Here is a 23,517-nt window from a genome sequence, read left to right on the forward strand (position 1 = left end):
TTCGGCGTTTTGGATGGCCAAGATCGGATGGATCCGCGGCGGTTTCGGATCCGAGACAGGCACGGAAAGAAGCTCATGGCATCCATGCTCGACGGCTGTACGCCCTGGCCCGAGGAGTTCGTCGACCGTTACTGGTCGGTCGGGCTCTGGCGCGGCAACACGCTGGACAACCTCCTGCGCGGCTGGGCCCTGCAGTACGGCCCTCGGACCGCGCTCGTCCACGGCGACACCCGCCTCACGTACGCGGCCCTGAACCGGCGTGTGGACCGCAGGGCCGCCGGGTTCCGGCTGCGGGGCCTGCGGCCCGGGCAACGGGTGGTCGTCCAGCTGCCGAACGTTCCCGAGTGCGTCGTCACCGTGTTCGCGCTGATGCGCGCCGGGGCGGTCCCGGTGTTCTGCCCGCTCGCGCACCCCGCGTCCGGGGTGGCCGAGCTCGTGCGGCTCACCCAGGCCGTCGGCTACGTCGCCGCCTCGACCCACCCGTTCTTCGACCACACGGCGCTCGCGGCGGACATCGCGGCCCGTTGGCCGTTCCTCCGGCGGGTGTTCACCCTGGAGGCGCCCGGGGAGTCGTCCCCATACGGCGGGCTTACGACCGACCCGGCCGGCTGCCAGTACAGCCCGTTGGGCTCCGTCGACGCCGCGCCCGAGCCGGCGCTCGCGCAGAGCGCCGACCAGGTGGCGTTCTTCCTGCTCGCCGACGGTGACGCGGACGGTGACGTCGAGGCTCCGTTGCTCGTTCCGCGCACCCACAACGACTTCGCCTATCAGGCGCGGGCGGCCGCCGAACTGGTGTCGCTCACCGAGGACGACGTGTATCTCGCCGTGCCACCCGCGGAGTCTCCGTTCACGCTCGGCTCCCCCGGAATCTTCGGCACTCTGTCGGTCGGCGGCACCGTCGTCCTGGTCGACGCCCAGGAGCCCGCCGCATGCCTTCAGGTCGTCGAACGGGAGCGGGTCACACTCACGTCGGTGACGTCCGAGACCGCCCGGCTCTGGCTCGACGCCCAGCCCACCGTGCGGGCCGACATGAGCAGTCTGCGGCTCATCCAGATCGAGGGCGCGCCCGCGGACCCGGTGATCGCCGAACAGGTCGGCTCCGCCTGGGGCTGCCGGCCGCAGCAGGTCTTCGGCATGGCCGAGGGGGTGCTCCTCCTCACCCGGCCCGCCGACCCCGACGGGGCCGCGCTCGGCACGCAGGGGCGGCCGCTCTCGTCCGACGACCAGATCCGGATCGTCGACGCCGACGGCGTGGCCGTGCCCGACGGCGAGTCCGGGGAGCTTCTCGTCCGTGGCCCGTACACGCCGCGCGGCTACTACCGGGCGCCCGAGCGGAACGCCCGCTCCTTCACCGCCGACGGCTACTTCCGCACCGGCCACCTCGCGCGGCGGACAGCGGACGGCGACGTGGAGGTCACCGGACGCCTCTAGCGCCTCCAAGGCCGCAGGGACACCGGGAGACGCCGAGCCTTGACCTGGACACGACATGAGCGGTTCACTCCCCTCAGGATCTGGTCCAGACCAGCACTCGAATCACGCACCCGAATCGAGGCCCCCCATGTCCCTGCTCTCGCGCGCCCGCCCCCGCACCGCGCGGCTGGTGGCGCTCGCCACCGCCGCGGTGACCCTCGCCCTCGGCTGGGGGCCCGCCACCTCCGCCGCGCCCGGCACCGCCGAGCGGCTCGCCCCGGCGGCGGGCGTCCAGGCCGTCAGCTTCGAGGACAATTTCGACGGCCCGGCCGGGGCCGGCGTCGATCCCGGCAAATGGAACATCGAGACAGGCGACAACGGCGGCAACAACCACGAACGCCAGTGGTACACCCCCGGCGCCTCCAACGCCGCGCTCGACGGCCAGGGCAACCTGGTGATCACCGCCCGCCGCGGGAACCCCGGCAACTACCAGTGCTGGTACGGCCGGTGCGAGTACACCTCCGCCCGGCTGAACACGGCGGGCCGCTTCACCCAGACGTACGGGCACGTGGAGGCCCGGATGAAGGTGCCGCGCGGGCAGGGCATGTGGCCCGCGTTCTGGATGCTCGGCCACGACATCGGCCAGGTCGGCTGGCCGAACAGCGGTGAGATCGACGTCATGGAGAACGTCGGCTACGAACCCTCGACCGTCCACGGGACCCTCCACGGCCCCGGCTACTCCGGTGGCGGCGGGATCGGCGCCGCGTACACCCTCTCGGGCGGGCGCGCCTTCGCCGACGACTTCCACACCTTCGCCGTCGACTGGTCGCCGGGCTCCGTCACCTGGACCGTGGACGGGCAGGTCTTCCAGCGGCGTACCCCCGCCGATCTCGGCGGCCGCCAGTGGGTGTTCGACAAGCCCTTCTTCCTGATCCTCAACCTCGCCGTGGGCGGTGACTGGCCGGGCAACCCGGACGGTTCGACGCCGTTCCCGAACCACCTCGTCGTCGACTACGTCCGCGTCACCACCTCGGACGGCTCAGGGGGCGGCCCCACCGGCGCCTTCACCGGTCTGGCGGGCAAGTGCCTGGACGTGGCGGGCGCGCAGACGGGCAACGGCACCCAAGTCCAGCTCTACACCTGCAACGGCACCGCCGCCCAGCGCTGGACCCTGCCGGGCGACGGCACGGTGCGGGCCCTCGGCAAGTGCCTGGACGTCGACGCGGCCTCCACGGAACCCGGCGCCAAGGTCCAGCTCTGGGACTGCAACGGCAGCGGCGCCCAGCGCTTCGACTACAACGGCACCACCCGTGACCTGGTGAACGTACCGGCCGACAAGTGCGTGGACGTACGCGACAACAACGCGGCCGACGCGACGCGCGTCCAGACCTGGTGGTGCAGCGGCAACCCCAACCAGAAGTGGACCTTCACCGGCTGACACAAAGCCTCGGCATGCGGGGCGCGGCGGAAGTCGCGAGACTGGTCCCATGGCGCACAAGGCATTCCTGGAGGGCGGCCCGGCCGACCTGCCGGCCCGGGTCGTCCCGATCGAGACCCCCGGCCAGGACCTGAAGATCCCGCACCTGGGCGGCTACGAACACTTCAGGGAGACCCCCCGCCGGGAGGACACGGCGGAGGGCACCCTGCGGGTGTACGAGTGGTGGGAGCGTACGGAGATCGCCGAGTAGGACCGCTCCGGACGGATCTCGGCGGTGTCGGCGATTCGGCCAACACCGCGTCGGCGCACACCCGTTGCAGCACCGGGGTGGGTGCATCGGGCACGCTCCGACATGCGCGTGATCCCGGGGTTCGACGTCCGGCTCAAACACAGGTGTTCGAAACTTCGAGGGGCTCGTTGAGCATCACGACCCAGTCGTGATCGAGCAAGGAGCCCCTTTGACCTCAGCGAACACACCCGAGCAGGCGAACCCCAGTAAATCGACGGAAGAGTTCCGGTACCGCGACGAGTCGCGGCTCAAGGCCGGCGCCCAGATGACGACCGCCACGATGGCCCGCCGGCTCCCCGCACTCGTGGCGCGGTCCCTGCGGATGGCCTGGACGGTGGACCGCGTCGCGACGGCCGGGCTGCTGGTCTGCCAGATCGGCACCGGCGTCCTCGCCGCCCTGGGCCTGCTCGCCGTCACCGGCACCATCACCGCGCTCATCTCCTCGGGCGACATCACCGACCGGCTGCGGGAGGCCGCCCCGCAGCTGGCGATCATCGCCGGCGCGACCGGGCTGCGGGCGCTCCTGGGGACGGCCGTGGTCTGGCTGACCGGCCGACTGCGGCCCGTCCTCGCGCGGGAGGCGGAGCTGACGATGATCGAGGCCGCACTCGGCGCCGAGCTCGCGGCGAACAACAAGCCCGGGTACAACGACTTCTACGACATCGCCGACCGCGGCGCCCAGGTCACCCCCGACCTCGTCGCCGAGGCCCAGGACGTGCTCGCCGCCACCGCCACGCTCGTCGCCGGGGCGACCGTACTGGCCGTACTGCACCCCGCGCTGCTCCCGCTGCTCCTCCTGGCGTGCCTGCCGCAGGCCGCCGCGTACGTACGCGCGGCACGCGTCCTGTACCTGGCGGGCCTGGAGACCTCCGGACGGCGCCGCATGCTGCGCAAGCTCCGCTGGCACACGGCCTTCACGGAGTCCAGCGAGGAGATGCGGGCCTGTCTGGCCGGCCCGTTCCTCGTCGAGCGCTACCGCGGCCTCGCCGCCGAGGTCAACGCCGCCGAGCGCAAGGCCGCGGACACCGGTGCCTGGATGGGTCTGGCGGGCGCGGCGGGCGGCGGGGTCGCGTCGGCCACGGTCTGGGGCGTGCTCCTGTGGCTCCTGGCCTCCGGGCGCATGGACCTGGCGGCCGGAGGCGGGGCGGTCTTCGCGCTCCAGACGGCGACCAGTTCCGTGCGCGGCATCATCAACGGCGGGGCGCGGCTCGTGCGCACCGGCTGGTACGTCCAGGACTGGCAGCGGTTCCTCGACAACGCCCACGGCCAGGCGATGACGTCCTCGCGCGGTACGAAAGTGCTGTCGGCGCCGCCGGAGCGGTTCGAGGCCCGGGACATCACCTACCGTTACGAGGGTGCGCCGAGGGACAGCCTCAGCTCGGTGTCCCTGCATGTGAAGCGCGGTGAGATCGTGGCGCTGGTCGGGGAGAACGGCTCGGGCAAGACCACGCTCTCGCGGCTGCTCTGCGGCCTGCTCCTGCCGACGTCGGGTGCGGTGGCGTGGAACCACACGACGACGGAGACGCTCGATCCGTGGCGGGCGTGGCAGCATGTCGCGCTGGTGCCGCAGAAGTACACGTACCTGCCCCTGACCCTGCGGGACAACATCACCTTCGGGCAGGGGGACACCAGCGACGCGGCCGTGCTCGCCGCGTGCGAGGCGTCGGGCGCGAGCGACATGCTGCCCGGTCTCCGGTCCGGGCTCGACACGCTGCTCACGGCGGAGTGGTTCGGCGGCCAGCAGCTGTCCGGGGGCCAGTGGCAGCGCACGGTCCTCACCAGGGCGTTCCACCGCCAGGCGGCGCTCCTCGTGATGGACGAGCCGACGGCGGCGCTGGACGCCCGCGCCGAGCACCACATCTTCGCCGGCCTCCGGGAGCTGGCCAAGGACCGGGCGGTCCTGCTCATCACCCATCGCCTCGCCAATGTGGCCGTCGCCGACAGAATCGTCGTCCTCGACCGGGGCCGGGTCGTCCAGGAAGGCACGTACGACCAACTCACCCGGCAGCCGGGCCTGTTCCAGGACCTGTGGGAGCTCCAGCAGCGCTTGAGCGGCGAGGCGGGCTGATCGAGTAAGGGGTTGCCCGGGGGCCGTGGCGGAGGATGCAATGTCCGGCATGGTCACCCAGATCCCGTCGTACAAGATCGGCGCTCTCGTCCCCCTGACCCGGCCCGGCTGGGCCGAGGCGGGCCACCACCTCCTCGCCGGGCTCGAACTGGCGGTCGGTGAGGTCAACGAAGCCGGCGGGGTCGCCGGACGCCCGCTCAAGCTGGTCGTCCGGGACACCGCCGCCGATCCTGAGCGGGCCGCGGCGGCCGTGGACGAACTGGACCGGCTCGGCGTGGTCGCGCTGTCCGGGGAGTTCCACAGCGTCGTCGCTCGCGCCGTCGCCGCCCGGGCCGACGCCCTCGGCCTGCCGTTCCTCTGCTCGTCGGCGGTGCTCGACGCGCTCACCGACCGGCCGACGGAGTTCGTCGCGCGGGTCGCCCCGGCGCAGTCCCACGGCTGGCGGATCTACGCGGACTTCCTCCTCGGCGCGGGCCACCGCCGCATCGCCGTCGCGGCCGAACCGAGCGTCTACTGGGCGTCCGGCACCCGCGTCCTGCGGGACCACCTCGCTCCGCGCGGCGGCGACCTCGTCGAACTCGACCTGCGCGCGCTCACCCCCTCGGCCGTGTGCGACGCCCTCGTCGACCGCCGCGCGACCGCCCTCGTCCTCCTGGCCGGCCACCCGGACCCGGCGGTGTCGATCGTCGAGGCCGTCCGCCGCGACCCCCGCCTCGCCGAGCTCCTGATCGGCGCCCCCGCCGGACAACCGGAGCTCGCCTCCTGGTTGACGCGCCTGGGCAAGGACGGCGCCGCCGTCCCCTTCCTCCGCTACCTGCCCGAGCGCCTCGGCCCGCAGGGCGCGCGCGTCGAAACGGCCCTCCGCGAACGCCTGGGCGAAGCGCCCTCCTTCGTCGCCTTCGAGGGGTACGACACCCTCACCGTCCTCGCCGCAGCCCTGCGTTCCCACGGCACGGACCGGGCCCGCATCGCCGCCTCCTGGCCGCACATCACGGCCGAAGGCACCCGCGGCCCGATCCGCTTCTCCCGCACCCCGGGCATCGGCGTGTGGCAGTGGACGTGGCCGCCCGTCCAGGTCGTCGACCGGGATCCCGCGGACCCGGACCGCTTCCGGGTCCTGCACACCGGCTGAGGGCGCCATCCCTGGGGACCGATGACGCCGTCGCCTTGTGCACGGCGCACAAGCCGCGCCCCGCGCGGGTGGGAGTCGGCACCGGATCGTGTGCGGCCGCTGGTCCGGTCTCCGGGGCGGTGCTGCGATGTGCGCCGACCCGGAGCCGCCGGGTCCCTCGTCCTCCGGGAGCCCCCATGTCCCTCCGTCACCGACTGCGGCGCACCGCACGCGCCGTGGCGCTCTGCGCCGCCGGCGTCCTCGTCGCCACCGGCCTCACCGCCGCGACCGCCGGACCCGCCGCCGCGTCCTCCACCGCCGATGTCGTCGCCGAGGCCCAGGCCCTCCAGGCCGTCGGGCTGCCCGGTGCCAACGACTGGTCGTGCAGGCCGAGCGCGGCCCACCCCCGCCCCGTGGTCCTCGTCCACGGCACCTTCGTGACCGGCACCCTGAATTGGATCGAGCTCGCCCCGCTCCTCAAGGCCAAGGGCTACTGCGTCTTCGCCCCCACCTACGGCCGGTTGCCGCACATCCCCGTCATGGCGGCGATCGCACCCGTGGAGCAGTCCGCCGCGCAGCTGAAGACCTTCGTCGACGGCGTCCTCGCGGCGACCGGCGCGAGCGAGGTCGACATGGTCGGGCACTCGCAGGGCGGCCTGATGCCGCGCTACTACCAGAAGTTCCTGGGCGGAGCGGAGAAGACCAAGCGGTTCATCGCCCTGGCGCCGACCAGCCACGGCACCACCCTGTCCGGCTTCGCGACCCTGCTCCAGAGCGTCGAGGGCGCGCCCGAGGCCCTCCTGGAGAGCTGGTGCCAGGCGTGTCTCGACCAGGCCCCGGGCTCGGACCTCCTGAACCGGCTCAACGCCGGCGGTGACACCGTGCCGGGTGTCTCGTACACGGTGATCGCGACCCGGCTCGACTTCATCGCCACGCCGCCGTCCTCGCAGTTCCTGGTGGGGCCCGACGTCCGGAACCTCTACACCCAGGACCTGTGCTGGTACGACCTGGCGCAGCACGCCACGCTCCAGGTCGACTCCGAAGCGCTGCACGAGGTCATGAACGTTCTCGACCCCGCGCACGCCACCCGCACGGGCTGCCGTGTCCTGCCCTGACGCCCGCGCCCCGCTACGCCGACGTCGCCGGCGGGTAGCTCGGGCGGGCCGGGATCGGCGCCGCGCCGTGCGGCGTGGGCAGGGGCGGCAGGGCGGGCCGGTGCAGCCAGGCCGTCAGCAGGTCGTCCACCGGCTCGGTGGCGTAGCGGGCCACGTGGGCGGTGAAGCCGCTCGTGGTCACCACGCCGTGCCGGTGGACGGTCGCCCAGTCGCGCAGCATGCGGAAGAAGGCGCCGTCGCCCAGGGCGCAGCGGATCGCGTGCACGGTGAGGCCGCCGCGCTCGTAGAGCCGGTCGTCGAACATCAGCTTCCGGCCGGGGTCGGCGAGGATCAGGTCCTGCGGCTGACCCGCGAGCAGCCGGTGCGCGATGGCGGCCATCTCCTGCGCCGGACGGCCGCCGGACCGCTCCGACCAGAGCCACTCGGCGTACTTGGCGAGCCCCTCGTTCAGCCAGATGTGCCGCCAGTCGGCGATGGTCACGCTGTTGCCGAACCACTGGTGCGCGAGCTCGTGGGCGACCAGGCGCTCGGAACCACGGGCGCCGTCGACGTGGTTGGCGCCGAAGAGGGAGAGCCCCTGGGCCTCCACGGGGACGTCGAGGTCCTCGTCGGCGACGACGACCGTGTACTCGCCGAAAGGATACGGCCCGTACAGCTCCTCGAAGAGCTGCATCATCGCGGGCTGCCGTGCGAAGTCGCGGGAGAACCGCGACAGCAGGTGCGCCGGCACATGGGCGCTCTGCTGCACACCGCCGAGCCCGGGGTCGCCGAGCAGCACCGTCTGGTGCATGCCGATGGAGAGGCCCACGAGATAGCTGGAGGTCGGCGCGGACTGCTCGTACACCCAGGTGGTGGTGGAGGACCTGGTGGTACGGGTGAGCAGCCGGCCGCCCGCGACCACGGTGTACGCGGACGGGGTGTTGACCGAGATCTGGTACGAGGCCTTGTCGGCGGGGCGGTCGTTGCAGGGGTACCAGGAGGGCGCGCCGATGGGCTGGCTGGCCACGAGCGCGCCGTCGGTCAGCTCCTCCCAGCCGAGGCCGCCCCAGGGGCTGCGCACCGGCTTGGGGTTGCCGGAGTAGTGCACCTCGACGGTGAACGCGGCGCCCGCGGGCAGCGGCTTGGCCGGCCGGAGACGGAGCTTGCCGGCCCGGTGGGCGTAGTGCGGGGCCTTGCCGTCCACGAGGATCCGGCCGACCTTGAACTCGCCCAGGTTCAGGTGGAACTCGGTGAGCGGGGCCCGGCCCGCTATCGCGCTGATCCGGGCCGTCCCGGCCAGCCGGTTGGGGCCCGGCCGGTACTCCAGCGCCAGTTCGTACCGGTGCACTCGGTATCGGGAGTCGCCGTTGGCCGGAAAATACGGGTCCGACGCCGTTGCCTGCTGGCCGCTCACTGCCGCTTACGCTCCCTGCCCTGTGCTGTGCTCGTACCGCCCGTCAGGGCCGCCACGCCTCGATCGGATTGCCCAGCCAGCGGCTGTCGGCGGGGACCGATTCCCCGGCCATCACCAGCGACGCGGGACCCAGCGTGCTGCGGGCCCCGACCGAACTGCCGGGCAGGACGATTCCGCCCGGGCCCAGGGTGGCACCCTCGCGGAGGACCACAGTATCCGTCCTCAAGATCCGATCGTGGAAGAGGTGTGTCTGCAGGACGCAGCCCCGATTTACGCTGGCCGCGGCGCCGAGCACCACCAGGTCGGTCTCCGGGAGCCAGTAGCTCTCGCACCACACGCCCCGGCCGATCCGTGCCCCGAGGCCGCGCAGCCACAGGGTCATCACGGGTGTGCCGGGCACCGAGCCGATCAGCCAGGGCACGGCGAGGACCTCGACGAAGGTGTCGGCGAGCTCGTTGCGCCAGACGAAGCCGCACCAGAGCGGGTGCTCCCCCGTCCGGTGCCGGCCGACAAGCAGCCACTTCGCGGCCACCGAGACGAGGCACGCGGCGACGCCGGCGGCGAGCAGGACGGCGCCGGAGAGCAGCGCGGCGCCCAGGACGCCGAGCCCGTCGGTCGTGGCCAGGGCGCAGAAGGCCGCCACGGTCACGACCGCGAGCGCGGACGAGCAGAACACCGGGACGAGCCGGCACAGCTCGACGAGGCCGCGCGCCCAGAGCAGCCGCGCGGGCGGGTCGTACGTCCGGCTCTGGTCGGAGTCGGCCGCCGAGCGCGGCAGCTTGACCGGCGGCAGACCCAGGTACGAGCTGCCCTTCTTGGCCTTCTTCGGGGTCGCGGACAACACGCCGACCAGACCGTCGTCCGGCACCGTGCGGCCGGGCGCGGTCATGCCGGAGTTGCCGAGGAACGCCCGGCGGCCGATCTCGGAGTGGCCGATCCGTACCCAGCCGCCGCCCAGCTCGTAGGGGGCGGTCAGGGTGTCGTCGGCGAGGAAGGCACCCTCGCCGACGGTGGTGAGGCTCGGCAGGGCGAGCACCGTGGACACCTCGGCGCCCCGGCCGATCTTCATGCCGAGCAGCCGCAGCCACACCGGGGTGATCAGGCCGGCGTAGAGCGGGAAGAGCGTCTCGCGCGCCAGGTCCATCAGCTGGCTCACGGTCCACGCCTGCCAGGCGACCCGGCTGTGCGTCGGGTGGCTGCCGGTGCGCAGCCCCAGGCTGAGGAGCCGGACCGCGACCAGGACGAACGCGGCGTACGTGAGTCCGTAGGCGAGGGCGGCGGGGACCACCGCGATCAGCGCGCCGGTCAGGGCCTCGGCGAGGCCGGCGTCGGCGGGCACGAAGTGGCTGACGACGAGCAGCGCGGGCAGCCCGGCGAGCACGGGCAGGGCGGTCAGCAGGAGGCCGGTCGCGCCGTAGGTGGCCCGCCAGTGGACGGCGCGCGGCGGGCGCTCCTTGGGCCAGTTGCGCTTGGCCTTGCCGAGCTTGACGGCGGGGGCGCCGGCCCAGCGCTGGCCGGTCGGGATCGTGCCCGCCACGGCGGAGCCGGGGGCCACCTCGGCCCGCTTGGCGACTCGGGCCCCGGGGAAGAGCAGGCTGCGGGTGCCGACGACGGCGCCCGCGCCGACCTTGACCGGGCCGATCTCCAGGTGGTCGCCGTCCAGCCAGTGGCCGGAGAGGTCGACCTCGGACTCGACGGCGCAGCCGCGGCCGAGCTTGAGCATGCCGGTGACCGGGGGCAGTGAGTGCAGGTCCACGTCGGGGCCGACCTTGGCGCCGAGTGCGCGGGCGTACCGCTCGAGCCAGGATCCGGTGAGGGAGGTCGCGCCGACGTACTCGGCCAGCCGCTCGGCCGTCCACAGCCGCAGGTGGACGCTGCCGCCGCGGGGGTGGCGGCCGGCCTTCACGCCGCGCAGCAGCAGCCGTGCGCCGCCCGCGGCGATCGCGATCCGGCCCGGCGGGCTGAAGAGGAGGGCCGCGCCGGCGGCGACGAGCCACCAGGAGGCGGTCGGCGCCCAGGGGTAGGCCCCGAACCAGTGCAGGACGTTGCCCAGGGCCAGCAGGGCGACGGTCCAGCGCAGGCCGATCACGGTGAAGAGCGGAAGCAGCAGGGCCGACTGGACGACCTTGGTCCGCAGCGGGACCGGGGCGATCGTGCGGGCCGCGCCGTCGTCCTGGACGGACTTCTCCAGGCGCCGGGCCAGCTTGCGCAGGGTGGGCTGCTGGTAGATGTCGAGGACGGCCGCGCTCGGGTAGCGGGTGCGCAGCCGGGTGGTGAGCTGGGCGGCGGCGAGGCTGTTGCCGCCTATGGCGAAGAAGTCGTCGGTGGCGCCGGTGACGGCCACGCCGAGGGTCTCGCTCCACTGCTCGGCGAGCCAGGCCTCGGTGCCGTACAGCTGCTCGACCGGTCCGGTGGTCTCGACCTCGGGAAGCGGCCAGGGCAGCGCGTCCCGGTCGACCTTGCCGGAGGTGCGGGTCGGCAGCTCGGCGACCGGGGCGAGCAGCGGTACGAGGGCGGCCGGCAGCTCGGCGCGCAGCTTCTCGACGGCGGCCGCGTGGTCCCAGCCGTCCTGGGTGACGAGGTAGCCGACGAGCAGCTGGTTGCCGCTGCGCGCGGTGCGTACGGCGGCGGCCGCGCCCGCGACGCCGGGCAGCGCCTGCAGGGCGGCGTCGACCTCGCCCAGCTCGATCCGGCGGCCGCCGAGCTTGATCTGCTCGTCGCCGCGGCCGAGGAAGACCAGGCCTTCGGGTTCGGCGCGGACGAGGTCGCCGCTGCGGTAGGCCCGCTCCCAGCCGAGGGACTCCAGCGGGGCGTACTTCTCGGCGTCCTTCTCGGGGTCGAGGTAGCGGGCCAGGCCCACACCCCCGATGACGAGCTGGCCGCTGCCGCCCATCGGCACCGGCTCGCCGGACTCGTCGACGACGGCCAGTTCCCAGCCGTTCAGCGGGAGCCCGATGCGAATCGGTTCCTCACCGGTCAGGAGGGAGGCACAGGCGACGACGGTGGCCTCGGTGGGGCCGTACGTGTTCCAGACCTCGCGGCCCTCGGTGACAAGCCGCTGGGTCAGCTCGGGCGGGCACGCCTCGCCGCCGAAGATCAGCAGCCGGACCTCGTCGAGGGTCTCCGGCTCCCAGAGCGCGGCCAGCGTCGGCACGGTCGAGACAACGGTGATCTCCTGCTCCACCAGCCAGGGGCCGAGGTCGGCGCCGCTGCGGACCTGGGAGCGCGGTACGGGCACGAGGCAGCCGCCGTAGCGCCAGGCCAGCCACATCTCCTCGCAGGAGGCGTCGAAGGCGACGGAGAGCCCGGCCATGACCCGGTCGCCGGGGCCGATCGGCTCCTCGGCGAGGAAGAGGTCGGCCTCGGCGTCCACGAAGGCGGCGGCGCTGCGATGGCTGACGGCGACGCCCTTGGGCTTGCCGGTGGAGCCGGAGGTGAAGATGATCCAGGCGTCGTGCTCCGGTCCGGGCCGCCCCGCGGGTGCCCCGGACCCCGCTCCCTCGATGACGTCGACGCGCTGTCCCGCGCCGAGCACCGCGCGTACCCCGGCCTCGCCGAAGACCAGCTCGGCCCGCTCGTCGGGGTCCTCGGCGTCGACCGGTACGTAGGCGGCGCCGGCCGCGAGGACGGCGAGGATCGACGCGTACAGCTCGTTGGTGCCGGAGGGGACGCGGACGCCGACCCGGTCGCCGAGGCCGACCCCGGCGGCGGCCAGGGCGCGGCGCCTGCGCTCGACCTCGCCGGCGAGCGCCCGGTAGCTCAGCCGGGTCGTGCCGTCGTCGAGGGCGAGCTCGTCGGGGTGGGCCCGGACGGACTCCTCGAAGATGTCGAGCAGGGTGCGCGCGGGCGCCGCGGGCGCCGCCGAGAACCGGGCGTGCTTCCCGGTCTCCTCACGCGTGTCCGCGTCGTCGAGGAGGGTGAGCTCACCGCTCTGAGGTGTGGCTGCCATCGGCCCTCGCGTCTCGTTCCCGGCGTCATCCGGGTCGTCGGCGGAGCCCGGGTCTGCCCAGGTTGTTCCGTTCCGACGCCAAACAGCCCGCCAGTCTAGTCCTTCAAGGTGGAATTTCTTGTCGACGCCTTGCGCATGGCCGGGAAGGAGCGGTATTGGGGGCGCTCCTGCAGGGACCTGCGAGCGGTCACAGGGGCTGTCGTCGGGGCCGTCAGCGGGGCGGGTTCCAGGCCTCGGCGGCCCTGTCGAGTTCCTCGTCCAGGGCCATGGCCGCCGTGATCAGGGCGAGGTGGGTGAAGGCCTGCGGAAAGTTCCCGAGCTGTTCCCCGGTGGGGCCGATCTCCTCGGCGAAGAGCCCGACGTGGTTGGCGTACGTGAGCATCTTGTCCATCGCGTACCGGGCCTGGTCGAGCCGGCCCGCCCGGGCCAGCGCCTCGACGTAGAGGAAGCTGCAGAGGGAGAACGTGCCCTCGGAGCCGCGCAGGCCGTCCGGGGACGCCTCGGGGTTGTAGCGGTAGACGAGGCTGTCCGTGACGAGCTCCCGGTCCATCGCGTCCAGGGTGGCCAGCCAGGAGGGCGCCCTCGGCGAGATGAAGCCGACCAGGGGCATGAGCAGCAGGGACGCGTCCAGGACCTCGCTGCCGTAGTGCTGGACGAACGCGTTCCGATCCGGGTTCCAGCCGCGTTCCATCACCTGGACGAGGATCGCGTCGCGCTGGGCGATCCAGCGCGGCAGATCGGCGGGCCTGGCGTACTCGGTGGCGAGGCGGATGCCCCGGTCGAGGGCGACCCAGCACATCATGCGGCTGTACGTGAAGTCCTTGCGGCCGCCGCGGGTCTCCCAGATCCCCTCGTCGGGCCGGTCCCAGTGGTCGGCCAGCCAGTCGAGGAGCGCGGAGAAGCCCTTCCACCCCTCGTACCCGGCGAGTTCGGCGAGGTCCGACGAGTGGGTCATCGCGTAGGCGAACTCGCCGTAGACATCGAGCTGGAGCTGGTCGGCCGCGCCGTTCCCGGCCCGTACGGGAGCGGAGTCGCGGTACCCCGAGAGGTGGTCCAGGATCTCCTCGGACAGCTCGGTGTCGCCGTCGATCCGGTACATGATCTGCATCGGTTCGCCGTTGCGCGGGCGGGGTCCGTGGAAGCGGGCGCCGAGCCAGCGGCGGTAGGCGTCGGCCTCCTCGATGTAGCCGAGATCGAGCAGGACGCGCACGGAGAGTGACGCGTCGCGGATCCAGGTGTAGCGGTAGTCCCAGTTCCGCTCGCCGCCGATCTGCTCCGGCAGGCCCATGGTGGGGGCGGCGATGGGGGCTCCGGTCGGGGCGTAGATGAGCAGCTTCAGGGTGATGGCCGAGCGGTTGACCATGTGCTGCCAGCGGCCCCGGTAGCGGCAGCGCCGGATCCATCCGTGCCAGTACGTGTGGGTCTCCCGCAGCTCCTCCTCGAGCGCCGGCGCGGTGACGGGTCCGGGGGCGGGGGCGCCCGGGGAGGCGGTCTCCAGGACGATCCCGGCGCGCTCGCCCTGCCGGAGGGTGACGGTGGCACGGACGTCCTGGCCGTCGGCGTCCAGCGGGACGGAGCTGCGCAGGTACATGTCGAGGCCGGGGCCGTGGAAGGTGGCGGAGCCGCCGTCGAGGGTGAGGGTGTGCTCCGCGCGGCCGTAGTCGAAGCGCGGCCGGCACGCGACCTCGAAGGTGAGGGTCCCGCGGACGACACGCAGGACCCGGACCAGGCGGTGCCGGTCGGTGACCTCGCCGGGCCGCTCGGCCACCGGCATGAAGTCGACCACCTCGCCGACCCCTTCCGGGGTGAGGAAGCGGGTGATCAGGACGGCCGTGTCGGGGAGGTAGAGCTGGCGGACCGTCATGTCGTCCGTGACGGGCGCGATCGTGAAGTGGCCGCCGCGTTCCTCGTCGAGCAGGGCGGCGAAGATGCTCGGCGAGTCGAAGCGGGGCGCGCAGAACCAGTCCACCGCCCCGCCCGCGGAGACGAGGGCGGCGCTCTGGAGGTCGCCGATCAGTCCGTGGTCCGCGATCGGTGGGTAGCCGGGCACGCACGACCTCGCTTCCGCCGCTGTCCTGTTGCGGACCACGCAACCCGCCGTCGCCCGCTTCGGCAACACGGGGCGCCCGACCGGGCGAACGGGCTCGCGCCGACTCCCTTCCCACCAGTCCGACCAGTCGGTACGTTGCGGGGAGCGCCGAGCCGACCGCCGATCCGACCGTCGAGCCCCCTGGAGGCCCCTGTGTCCGCACCCGCCCCCTCGATCGCAGGCCACTGCGACCCGCGCTTCGCCGCCGTACGGGAGGTCTTCGAGGCCAACTTCCGTACGCGGGACGAACTCGGCGCCGCGGTCGCGGTCCAGGTCCACGGGGAGACCGTGGTCGACCTGTGGGGCGGCTGGGCGGACGCCGCCCGTACGCGCCCCTGGGAACGGGACACCGTCGTCAACGTCTGGTCGACGACGAAGGGCGTGACCGCGCTCTGCGCCCACCTTCTGGCGGACCGGGGTCTGCTCGACCTGGACGCGCCGGTGGCCTCGTACTGGCCCGAGTTCGGCGCGGCGGGCAAGGAGCAGCTGCCGGTGCGCTTCCTGCTCTCGCACCGCGCGGGCCTCTCCGGACTGCGCGAGCCGCTCACGCTGGCGGAGTTCTACGACTGGGAGGTGACGACCGCCCGGCTCGCGGCGATGGAGCCGTGGTGGGAGCCCGGCACGCGCTCCGGCTACCACGCGCTGACGTACGGCTTCCTGGTCGGCGAGGTGATCCGGCGCGTCACGGGGCGGCTGCCCGGCGCGTTCCTCCGCGAGGAGATCACCGGGCCGCTCGACATCGACTTCACCATCGGCCTGCCGGACAAGGAGGCGGACCGGGCGGCCGAGCTGGTGCACCCCCGGGTCTCCGCGTCGAGTGAACAGGCCGCTCTCTTCGCCCAGTTGGAGCCCGCGGCACAGGCGGCCCTGGCCAACCCGCCGGTGGGCGTCGCCGAGGCCAACACCTCCGCGTGGCGGGCCGCCGAACTGCCGGCGGCCAACGGCCACGGGACGGCCCGCGCGGTGGCCCGGCTGTACGGCGTGTTCGCCGGGCGGGGCCGGTCCGATGGGCGCGTGATCCTCTCCGAGGCGGCCGCCGAACGGGCCCGCGAGGGCCAGGGATCGTGCCGGGACCTCGTGCTCGGCGCGGGCTTCGCCCACGACACGGAGTGCGCCCTCGGCCTCTGGCTCAGCGGCCCCAACGCCTCCTACGGCCCCAATCCGCGCGCCTTCGGCCACGACGGCTTCGGCGGCTCCTGCGGCCTGGCGGACCCCGAGGCCGGGGTCTCGCTCGGCTACGTCATGAACCGTATGGGCCCGCACATCGCGGACGACCCGCGCAAGATGGCGCTGATCAAGGCGGTGTACGCGGCGCTGTGACCGTCCCGGTCACGCCTGCGGCGGGGGCAGCGGGGCGCTGGCGACGCCCTTGCTCCGGCCGCTGAGTTCGGCGTCCAGGGTCGCCTGGGCGTCGCGCATGTGCTCGGCGTAGACGGGTTCGGACATCCGGCGCCAGGCGACGTCCGGGTCGACCTCCTCGACCCGGCTCACCACCCACCAGATGTTCCCGAAGGGATCGCGCACGCGACCGCCCCGGTCGCCCCACGCGCTGTCGGCGATCTCCGTCACCACCGTGGCTCCCCGCGCGACGGCGGCGGCCATGGCGGCGTCCGCGTCGGGCACGTAGACCCGGAGCAGCGAGGGCATCGGCGGCCAGTCGGCGCGCCGGTCGAAGGCGAGCACGACGGTGTCGCCGACCCGGATCTCGCCGTGCCCGATCGTGCCGTCCTCCAGGGGCACCCGGGCGAGTTCCTCGCCGTCGAAGGCGGCCGCGACGAAGTCGAGCAGGGCGCCGGTGTCGTCGGTGACCACCCAGGGCGCGACGCTGGTGTATCCCTCGGGCACGGCAGGCGCGGTACGGCTCATCGAAATCATCCCTTTCCCGGACTGGGCTCCTGGGACGACCGTAGGACGCGATCAGGTCGGATTCTGTCCTACATGCGGAGCTGGGCCTGCTTGAGCATCCGTACGGATCCCGCCTATGGGCCGCCCATGAACTGGGAGCACCGGTAGGGGCCGACGGGTGCGCCGTCTCCGATCAGGGTGACCTCGACGTCGTCGGGGTGGATCCGGGGCTGCAGGACGGACTGCGCCCGGGCGAGGGTGCACACCAGTTGGCCGTTGACCAGGTCGTCGCGCCGCGTGCCCGAGAAGGCCGAGCCCGGGGAACGCAGGGTCACGCGGGTCGCCTCGCCCGTGACCTGGTAGGAGATGCCGCTCACGAGGGTCGTCAGGCCGCGCTCCTGTTCCTGTTCGGTGGGTCCTGCGACCAGCAGTTTGAGGGCCGCGCCGAGTTCGGTGATCTCCAGGTCGGGGCGGGAGACGCCTTCGAGGTTCCCTGCGCCGGAGACGTAGTAGAGGCGGAGCCCCTTGGTGAGGCCGGTCGGCGGTTCGCCCGCGCCGATCACACCGCTCGGCTGCACCCCGCAGGACACCACCGCCAGGGCCAGGAGCGGGCTCAGGAACAGAGAGGCCGCGCGCGGGGTCATCCGGTGGTCCCTTCGGTACGGCGCAAGGGCAGCCGCAGGGTGAAGACCGCCCCGCCCTCCGGCCTGTTCGCGGCCTCGATCGTGCCGCCGTGCAGACGGGCGTTCTCCAGGGAGATAGCCGTTCCCAGGCCGCTCCCCTCGGACCGTGTGCGTGCCGCGTCCGCCTTGTAGAAGCGGTCGAAGACATGGGCGAGGGCATCGGGCGACAGCCCGGGGCCGCGGTCGGCGACGGTGACGGTCGCCGAGCCGTGGCCGGGACCTGAGCCGGGTTCCGAGCCGCGATCCGAGCCCGGGTCGGACGCGAGCGTGACCGTGACCGGGGGTGCCCCGTGCCGCAGCGCGTTGCCGACCAGGTTGGCGATGATCACGTCGACGCGCCGGCGGTCCACCGATCCCCGTACCCCGTCGGGGAGTTCGACCCGCACCTCGTTCGTCCAGCCGCGCAGCGCGAGGGTCGCCCGGATCGCCTCACCGAGGTCGGTGTCGGCGAGACGCAGCCGCGCCGCGCCGGAATCGAAGCGGGACATCTCCATCAGGTCGTCGACGAGCCGGGAGAGCTTGGCCGTCTCCGCGCTGACCGTGCGCGCGGCCCGGGCGGTGTCCGGAGGGAGCTGGTCGGCGTCCTCCTCGAGGACGGTGGCGACCATGGTCATCGCGGCGAGCGGGGTGCGCAGTTCGTGCGACACGTCGGCGACGAAACGCCGGGCACGCTCCTCCTGATCCCTCAAGTGGGTCACGGAGGACTGAAGTTCGTCGGCCGTCTCGTTGAAGTCCTGGGCGAGGTTCGCGAGTTCGTCGCGCCCCTTGACCGCCACCCTGATCGACAGGTCGCCCTCGGCGAGCTTCCGGGTCGCCCGCCCCAGGTCCCGTACCGGACGCAGGACGGCGCGCGCCGAGAGCAGGGCGAGGAGCGCGGACAGCACGACGACGGGGACGACACCGTCGCGTACCGCCGACAGCAGAGCCGCCGTGTCGTCCTGCTCGGGGCGGAGGGAGGTGATGGCGTAGATCTCCAGGCCCGAGGCCTCGCCGTTGTCGCCGAAGGTGACGGGCGTGCCGACGGCCAGATACGGGATGTCGTCACGGGTGACGCGCTGGAAGCTCATCGATCCGCGCGTGCGGACGGCCTCGCGCAGCTGGGGCGTGATCCTGCTCAGGTCCGCGAGCCCGTCGGACGCGCCCTGCAGCTCCCGGTAGCGGCTGATGACGACGGGGGCGCCGTCGAGGCTCTGGGAGACGCGCTCGGCGAGCTCGGTGAGCGTGCGCTCGGTGGGCGGCAGGTCGACGTCGGGGGCGATGCCGGCCACGCGGTCGTGCAGGCTGTCCTGGAAGGAGTCCTGGGCGCGCTTGAGGATGGCGGTGCGCGCCTCGCGGTAGGCGAGCGCGGTCGCGGTGGCGGAGCCGATCAGCGTGACGAGGACGAAGGTGACGAGGAGCCGGGTCCGCAGGCTGCCCAGCCAGGGGCGACGACCGCGCCCGGACGGGATCCGGGACGGCGCCGTGCGGTCCCAGGACGGACTCGTGCGCTCCCCGGACAGCGGCGCGCGGTCCCGGGTCAAGTCGGTCCGGGTCATATCGGCCCGAAGCGGTAGCCGAAGCCGCGGACGGTCTGGATATAGCGGGGCCGCGCGGGTTCGTCCTCGATCTTGGCGCGCAGGCGCCCCACCGCGGCGTCGACGAGGCGCGAGTCTCCGAGGAAGTCGTGCTCCCAGACCCGTTCGAGCAGCTGCTCCCGGCTGAGCACCCGGCCGGGTGCGGCGGAGAGTTCCAGGAGGAGCCTCAGCTCGGTGGGCGGCAGGGCGAGCGGGTTCCCGTTCTTGGTGACGGTCAGGCCGGCCCGGTCGAGGACGAGTCCGGTGTACTCGGAGCGTTCCGGGTGCGCGGGCATCGGCTCGGCGCGGCGCAGCGCCGCCTTGATGCGGGCCTCCAGGACGGGGGCGGTGACGGGCTTCACGACGTAGTCGTCGGCGCCGGCCTCCAGGCCCCGGACGATGTCGGAGTCGTCGCCGCGGGCGGTGAGCATGATGACGGGCACGGTGGAGCGCGTACGGATGCGACGGCAGACCTCGAATCCGTCGATGCCGGGCAGCATGAGATCGAGGACCGCGAGCTCCACGGCCCGCCCGGCGGGTCCTTCGAGGAGGGCGAGGGCTTCCTCGCCGGTGGCCGCGGTGTCGACGTCGTAGCCGTGTCGGCGCAGGACGAGTTCCATCCCGTCGCGCACGGCGGCGTCGTCCTCGATGAGCAGAACATGGGGCATGCGCCAGATTATGGGCGAGATTCTCGTCCGGAAACCGCGATCGGCGCCCTGGATCGAAGGCCGCCCGGCATTGTTACGTGCTCATCATGTGATGTTACGTATCCATCGAACGGCGCGGGAGAGACCATCACGTCCTCGCCCGAGAGTCGTCCGCATGACCTCGAAGAGCACTCCTCGATCCCGTTCCTCCCTCCCTTCCGGGCTGCGTCTCGCCGCGCTCGTCGCCGTCCCTCTCCTCACCTTCACGGTGGCCTGCGGCTCCGACGGGCAGGCGCGGGACGCCGGTGTCGCCACCGTCCCCGAGGAGCCGGCGGGCCCGGGCACGACCCCGACCACGCCTTCCGGAGAGGGTGACGGAGCCTCGGCCGCCGGCGACAAGGGGGCCTTCTACGACGCGCAGATGAACTACGTCCGGTGCATGCGCGGCAAGGGCGGCGTCAAGGAGTTCCCCGATCCCAAGCTGAGCGGCTACCTGGACTGGACGAAGATCGACGAGCTGAGCCCCAGGTACCCGGAAGTCTCCAAGGGTGGCAAGAACGGGGTCTGCGTGACCGAGATGACCGAGGCGACGAACCACGAGCCGGACCGCGACGCGCAGCAGGAGTACGAGTCGATGCTCGCGCACGCCCAGTGCATGCGCGAGAAGGGCGTCTCCCGTTTCCAGAACCCGACGATGTCCGGCGGCAACGTGCTCCCGGGCGGCGACCCCAACCCGGCGAATCCCTCGTTCAGCCACGACTCCCCCGCGTACAAGCAGGCCCGTACAGCGTGCGCGGACAAGCTGCTCGACGGCCTGGACGGCATGCAGTGACGCGGCGCAGGACGCTCCTGGTCGCCGGTGCGCTGACGGTGGCGATCACGGGCGGCGCCGGGGCGGTGGTCGTGCTCGGCGCCGAGGACGAGGCCAAGGGCGGGGCCGGTGCCTCCGGCCTTCCGCCCGCCACCACCACGGTCGTCCGCACCGACCTGGTGAGCAGCAAGACCGTCGACGGGCGCCTCGACTTCGCGGGCCGGCGGCCGGTCAAGGCGGCGGTCGAGGGCACGGTCACGGTCGCGGCCCGGGAGGGCGCGACCGTGAAGGCGGGGCAGCCGCTGTACGAGCTGAACGACAAGCCGGTCACGCTGCTGTACGGGCAGGTGCCCATGTTCCGCGAGATGAAGACCGGTGACCGGGGCACGGACGTCCTCCAGCTCGAACGCAACCTGCGCGACCTGGGGTACGGCGGCGGCCTGTACGTGGACCCCCGCTACGACGCGGCCACGGAGGCGGCCGTCAAGCGCTGGCAGAAGTCGCTGAACCGCGAGCCGACCGGGCGGGTCGGCAAGGGTGACGTGGTCTTCCAGCCGGACCGGGTGCGGATCGTCTCGGCCGACGCGGCTCTGGCCGACCAGGTCGGGCCGGACAAGCCGGTGCTCACCGCCGCGTCCCCGCGTCCCGTGGTCAGGGCCGCGCTGGAGCAGTCGGACGCCCCGCTGACCGCGCCGGGCACCCGCGTCGAGGTGACCCTGCCCAGCGGTACGACCGTACGCGGAAAGGTCACCGGCACCGTCCGGCCCGAGGGCGCCGGCTCCGGGGAAGGGGCGGGCGGCGCCGCCCAGGACGGGATCACCGTCGAGGTCACCTTGGAGGGGCCCGCGCCGACGGGCGAGGACACGCGGGCGACCGCGAGCGTGAAGTTCGTCAGCGAGAGCCGGAAGGGCGTGCTCGTGGTGCCGGTCGAGGCGGTCGTGGCGCTGCGCGGCGAGAAGGGCGGCTACGGACTCGAAGTCGTCCAGGGCACCGGCACCCGCATGGTGCGGGTGGAGACCGGGATGACCGCCGACGGCAAGATCGAGGTCAGCGGCGCCGGTCTGCGCGAGGGCATGACGGTGGGGGTGGCCGCGCCGTGAACCCGCACGCGTCCCCGCCGGCCGCACGCGCCACCCCGGCCACGCCCTCCCCACCCACCTCGGCCGGCGTCCCGGTGATCGAGCTCCGGGGTGTGTCGAAGACCCACCCCGGCCCCGTCCACGCCCTGCGCGCGGTGGACCTGACCGTCGGTGCGGGCGAACTCCTCGCCGTCGTCGGCCCTTCGGGCTCGGGCAAGTCGACCGTGCTGAACATCATCGGCACCCTCGACCGGCCCACCACTGGAACCGTCCATGTCGCGGGGCACGAGGTCGGCGCCCTGAGCGACGCCCAGCTCTCCGCGCTGCGGGCCCGGCACATCGGCTTCGTCTTCCAGCACTTCCACCTCTCCCCCGGGCGGGACGCGGTCGACAACGTCGGCGACGGGCTGCTGTACGCGGGCGTCGGTGCGAAGGAACGCCGGGCGCGGGCCCGTGCGGCGCTGGAGCGGGTGGGGCTCGGGCACCGCCTCGACCACCGGCCCACCGAACTCTCCGGTGGGGAGAAGCAGCGCGTCGCCATCGCCCGGGCGCTCGTGGGCGAGCCGGACCTGCTGCTCGCCGACGAGCCGACGGGCGCCCTCGACACGGCGTCGGGCCGGATCGTGATGGAGCTGCTGCACGAGCTGAACGCGGCCGGCACCACCGTGTGCGTGATCACCCACGACCAGGACATCGCCGACTCCCTGCCCCGGCGGGTCCGTTTCCGCGACGGCGAGATCGTCGACGACGCGGGGGTGGCGGCATGATCTCCACACCGTCACGCCCCGGGGCTCGGTACGAGACCTCCCGTAGGCTGCGGCCGGCCCGGCTGGCTCCCCGCGATGTCCTGCGTACGGGAGCGGTCGGCCTGCGGGCACGCCGTACGCGGGTCGTGCTGTCCGCCCTCGGGATCGCCATCGGCATCGCGACCATGATCGCCGTCGTCGGTCTCTCCACGTCCAGCCGCGCCGACCTGATGAGCCGCCTCGACCGGCTGGGCACCAACCTGCTGACCGCCGAGGCCGGTCAGGACGCCTACGGGCAGCGGGTCAAGCTGCCCAAGAACGCCGTCGCCATGGTCGAGCGCATCGGACCTGTCCAGCACGCGACGGCCACGGCGGACGTCGACGCGCGGATCCGCCGGAGCGATGTCGTCCCCGAGGAGCGGACGGCGGGTGTCACCGCCCAGGCCGCCCGCCCCGACCTGCTCGCGGCGCTCGGCGCGGAGGTCGGCCGAGGGGTGTGGTTGGACGAGGCGAACGAACGGCTGCCGGTGACCGTTCTCGGATCGGTCGCGGCGAGGCGGCTCGGCATCACCGCGCCGGGCGAGAAGATCATGATGGACGACGAGTACGTCGTGGTCGTCGGCATCCTCGAACCGATCGAGCTGGTCCCCACTCTGGACCGGGTCGCGCTCGTCGGATTCCCGGCCGCCGAGCGTTACTTCGGCTTCGACGGCCATCCCACCACCATCTTCGAACGCTCGTCGGACCCGTCGGTGGCGGACGTGCGCGCCGTGCTCGCCCGGACGGTCAGCCCCGGCAGTCCGGCCGGGGTGAAGGTCTCCCGTCCCTCCGACGCGCTCGCCGCGAAGGCCGCGACCGACGAGGGTCTCACCACGCTGATGCTCGGCCTTGGGGCCGTGGCCCTGCTCGTCGGGGGTGTGGGGGTCGCGAACACGATGGTCGTGTCCGTACTGGAACGGCGTCAGGAGATCGGTCTGCGCCGCGCGCTGGGCGCCACGCGGAACGCGATCCGTCTCCAGTTCCTCACCGAGTCGCTCCTCCTGTCCGCTCTCGGCGGCCTGGCGGGCGCGGCTCTGGGCACGGCGGCCACCCACGGCTTCGCCCTCGTCCAGGGCTGGACGCCGGTGGTCCCGCCGTGGTCCCTGGCGGGCGGACTGGCCGCGACCCTCGCCATCGGCGCCCTCGCGGGCCTCTACCCCGCGATCCGGGCCTCCCGCCTGGACCCGACCACGGCGCTCAACGCGACCTGACGAAAATCCCTGGCCCGATCCGGTCGCCGTCGGGCACGGTC

18 protein-coding genes are annotated in these 23,517 nt (G+C 73.2%); 11 read left to right on the plus strand and 7 right to left on the minus strand.

Annotated features, from left to right (window positions below):
• Positions 1-75: 75 nt before the first annotated feature.
• The 6 genes from ACWCO8_RS04770 to ACWCO8_RS04795 all read left to right on the plus strand — a co-directional run bounded on the left by ACWCO8_RS04770 (position 76) and on the right by ACWCO8_RS04795 (position 7,431).
• Positions 76-1,431, plus strand: coding sequence for an AMP-binding protein (locus ACWCO8_RS04770; protein WP_451030927.1), 1,356 nt, complete (start codon positions 76-78; stop codon positions 1,429-1,431).
• A gap of 127 nt (positions 1,432-1,558) precedes the next feature.
• On the plus strand, positions 1,559-2,848 hold the full coding sequence (locus tag ACWCO8_RS04775) for a ricin-type beta-trefoil lectin domain protein (protein WP_451030928.1): 1,290 nt from the start codon (positions 1,559-1,561) through the stop codon (positions 2,846-2,848).
• Positions 2,849-2,897: 49 nt separating this feature from the next.
• The gene (locus ACWCO8_RS04780; protein ID WP_451030929.1) at positions 2,898-3,098 is read left to right on the plus strand and encodes a DUF5988 family protein; all 201 of its coding nucleotides are present in this window, start codon (positions 2,898-2,900) and stop codon (positions 3,096-3,098) included.
• 208 nt (positions 3,099-3,306) lie between these two features.
• Positions 3,307-5,205, plus strand: a complete 1,899-nt coding sequence (locus ACWCO8_RS04785) for an ATP-binding cassette domain-containing protein (RefSeq protein ID WP_451030930.1) — start codon at positions 3,307-3,309, stop codon at positions 5,203-5,205.
• Positions 5,206-5,245: 40 nt separating this feature from the next.
• A complete protein-coding gene (locus ACWCO8_RS04790; protein ID WP_451031425.1) occupies positions 5,246-6,337 on the plus strand; it encodes an ABC transporter substrate-binding protein in 1,092 nt (363 codons plus the stop codon).
• Between the two features lie 176 nt (positions 6,338-6,513).
• Positions 6,514-7,431, plus strand: coding sequence for an esterase/lipase family protein (locus ACWCO8_RS04795; protein WP_451030931.1), 918 nt, complete (start codon positions 6,514-6,516; stop codon positions 7,429-7,431).
• Positions 7,432-7,444: 13 nt separating this feature from the next.
• Here ACWCO8_RS04795 and ACWCO8_RS04800 read toward each other — a convergent pair whose 3' ends face one another.
• From ACWCO8_RS04800 to ACWCO8_RS04810, 3 genes are all read right to left on the minus strand, one after another.
• Complete coding sequence (locus ACWCO8_RS04800; protein ID WP_451030932.1) at positions 7,445-8,824, minus strand: M1 family metallopeptidase; 1,380 nt, start codon at positions 8,822-8,824, stop codon at positions 7,445-7,447.
• A 43-nt stretch (positions 8,825-8,867) separates the two neighbouring features.
• Positions 8,868-12,773 (minus strand): Pls/PosA family non-ribosomal peptide synthetase, encoded by a 3,906-nt coding sequence (locus ACWCO8_RS04805; protein WP_451030933.1) that lies wholly within the window; start codon positions 12,771-12,773, stop codon positions 8,868-8,870.
• Positions 12,774-12,984: 211 nt separating this feature from the next.
• On the minus strand, positions 12,985-14,823 hold the full coding sequence (locus tag ACWCO8_RS04810) for a glycoside hydrolase family 15 protein (protein ID WP_451030934.1): 1,839 nt from the start codon (positions 14,821-14,823) through the stop codon (positions 12,985-12,987).
• Between the two features lie 192 nt (positions 14,824-15,015).
• Between ACWCO8_RS04810 and ACWCO8_RS04815 the strand changes: the two genes are divergently transcribed.
• The gene (locus ACWCO8_RS04815) at positions 15,016-16,182 is read left to right on the plus strand and encodes a serine hydrolase domain-containing protein (protein ID WP_451030935.1); all 1,167 of its coding nucleotides are present in this window, start codon (positions 15,016-15,018) and stop codon (positions 16,180-16,182) included.
• Between the two features lie 9 nt (positions 16,183-16,191).
• Here ACWCO8_RS04815 and ACWCO8_RS04820 read toward each other — a convergent pair whose 3' ends face one another.
• The 4 genes from ACWCO8_RS04820 to ACWCO8_RS04835 form a co-directional block, all read right to left on the minus strand.
• Positions 16,192-16,728 carry a VOC family protein gene (locus tag ACWCO8_RS04820; RefSeq protein WP_451030936.1) on the minus strand — a complete coding sequence of 179 codons (537 nt, stop codon included), beginning with the start codon at positions 16,726-16,728 and terminating at the stop codon, positions 16,192-16,194.
• Positions 16,729-16,841: 113 nt separating this feature from the next.
• The gene (locus ACWCO8_RS04825; RefSeq protein ID WP_451030937.1) at positions 16,842-17,351 is read right to left on the minus strand and encodes a GerMN domain-containing protein; all 510 of its coding nucleotides are present in this window, start codon (positions 17,349-17,351) and stop codon (positions 16,842-16,844) included.
• On the minus strand, positions 17,348-18,925 hold the full coding sequence (locus ACWCO8_RS04830) for an ATP-binding protein (RefSeq protein WP_451030938.1): 1,578 nt from the start codon (positions 18,923-18,925) through the stop codon (positions 17,348-17,350). Before ACWCO8_RS04830 ends, ACWCO8_RS04825 begins: the two co-directional genes overlap by 4 nt.
• Positions 18,922-19,611, minus strand: a complete 690-nt coding sequence (locus ACWCO8_RS04835; protein ID WP_451030939.1) for a response regulator — start codon at positions 19,609-19,611, stop codon at positions 18,922-18,924. Before ACWCO8_RS04835 ends, ACWCO8_RS04830 begins: the two co-directional genes overlap by 4 nt.
• Positions 19,612-19,765: 154 nt before the next feature.
• Between ACWCO8_RS04835 and ACWCO8_RS04840 the strand changes: the two genes are divergently transcribed.
• The 4 genes from ACWCO8_RS04840 to ACWCO8_RS04855 are packed head-to-tail and all read left to right on the plus strand — an operon-like array spanning position 19,766 to position 23,476.
• The gene (locus ACWCO8_RS04840) at positions 19,766-20,422 is read left to right on the plus strand and encodes a hypothetical protein (RefSeq protein WP_451030940.1); all 657 of its coding nucleotides are present in this window, start codon (positions 19,766-19,768) and stop codon (positions 20,420-20,422) included.
• Positions 20,419-21,501, plus strand: coding sequence for a peptidoglycan-binding protein (locus ACWCO8_RS04845; RefSeq protein WP_451030941.1), 1,083 nt, complete (start codon positions 20,419-20,421; stop codon positions 21,499-21,501). Before ACWCO8_RS04840 ends, ACWCO8_RS04845 begins: the two co-directional genes overlap by 4 nt.
• A complete protein-coding gene (locus tag ACWCO8_RS04850; RefSeq protein WP_451030942.1) occupies positions 21,498-22,247 on the plus strand; it encodes an ABC transporter ATP-binding protein in 750 nt (249 codons plus the stop codon). The genes ACWCO8_RS04845 and ACWCO8_RS04850 overlap by 4 nt, the downstream gene beginning before the upstream one ends.
• Positions 22,244-23,476, plus strand: coding sequence for an ABC transporter permease (locus ACWCO8_RS04855; RefSeq protein ID WP_451030943.1), 1,233 nt, complete (start codon positions 22,244-22,246; stop codon positions 23,474-23,476). Before ACWCO8_RS04850 ends, ACWCO8_RS04855 begins: the two co-directional genes overlap by 4 nt.
• Positions 23,477-23,517: the final 41 nt, after the last annotated feature.

The sequence above is a fragment of the Streptomyces sp. NPDC001927 genome (genome assembly GCF_053594455.1).

Excerpts from the sequence above, each read along its gene's own strand:
- ACWCO8_RS04770 (WP_451030927.1), top strand. The coding sequence starts at position 76 with ATGGCATCCATGCTCGACGGCTGTACGCCCTGGCCCGAGGAGTTCGTC.
- ACWCO8_RS04830 (WP_451030938.1), bottom strand. The coding sequence starts at position 18,925 with ATGACCCGGACCGACTTGACCCGGGACCGCGCGCCGCTGTCCGGGGAG.
- ACWCO8_RS04795 (WP_451030931.1), top strand. The coding sequence starts at position 6,514 with ATGTCCCTCCGTCACCGACTGCGGCGCACCGCACGCGCCGTGGCGCTC.
- ACWCO8_RS04855 (WP_451030943.1), top strand. The coding sequence starts at position 22,244 with ATGATCTCCACACCGTCACGCCCCGGGGCTCGGTACGAGACCTCCCGT.
- ACWCO8_RS04840 (WP_451030940.1), top strand. The coding sequence starts at position 19,766 with ATGACCTCGAAGAGCACTCCTCGATCCCGTTCCTCCCTCCCTTCCGGG.
- ACWCO8_RS04805 (WP_451030933.1), bottom strand. The coding sequence starts at position 12,773 with ATGGCAGCCACACCTCAGAGCGGTGAGCTCACCCTCCTCGACGACGCG.
- ACWCO8_RS04775 (WP_451030928.1), top strand. The coding sequence starts at position 1,559 with ATGTCCCTGCTCTCGCGCGCCCGCCCCCGCACCGCGCGGCTGGTGGCG.
- ACWCO8_RS04825 (WP_451030937.1), bottom strand. The coding sequence starts at position 17,351 with ATGACCCCGCGCGCGGCCTCTCTGTTCCTGAGCCCGCTCCTGGCCCTG.
- ACWCO8_RS04835 (WP_451030939.1), bottom strand. The coding sequence starts at position 19,611 with ATGCCCCATGTTCTGCTCATCGAGGACGACGCCGCCGTGCGCGACGGG.
- ACWCO8_RS04790 (WP_451031425.1), top strand. The coding sequence starts at position 5,246 with ATGTCCGGCATGGTCACCCAGATCCCGTCGTACAAGATCGGCGCTCTC.
- ACWCO8_RS04820 (WP_451030936.1), bottom strand. The coding sequence starts at position 16,728 with ATGAGCCGTACCGCGCCTGCCGTGCCCGAGGGATACACCAGCGTCGCG.
- ACWCO8_RS04780 (WP_451030929.1), top strand. The coding sequence starts at position 2,898 with ATGGCGCACAAGGCATTCCTGGAGGGCGGCCCGGCCGACCTGCCGGCC.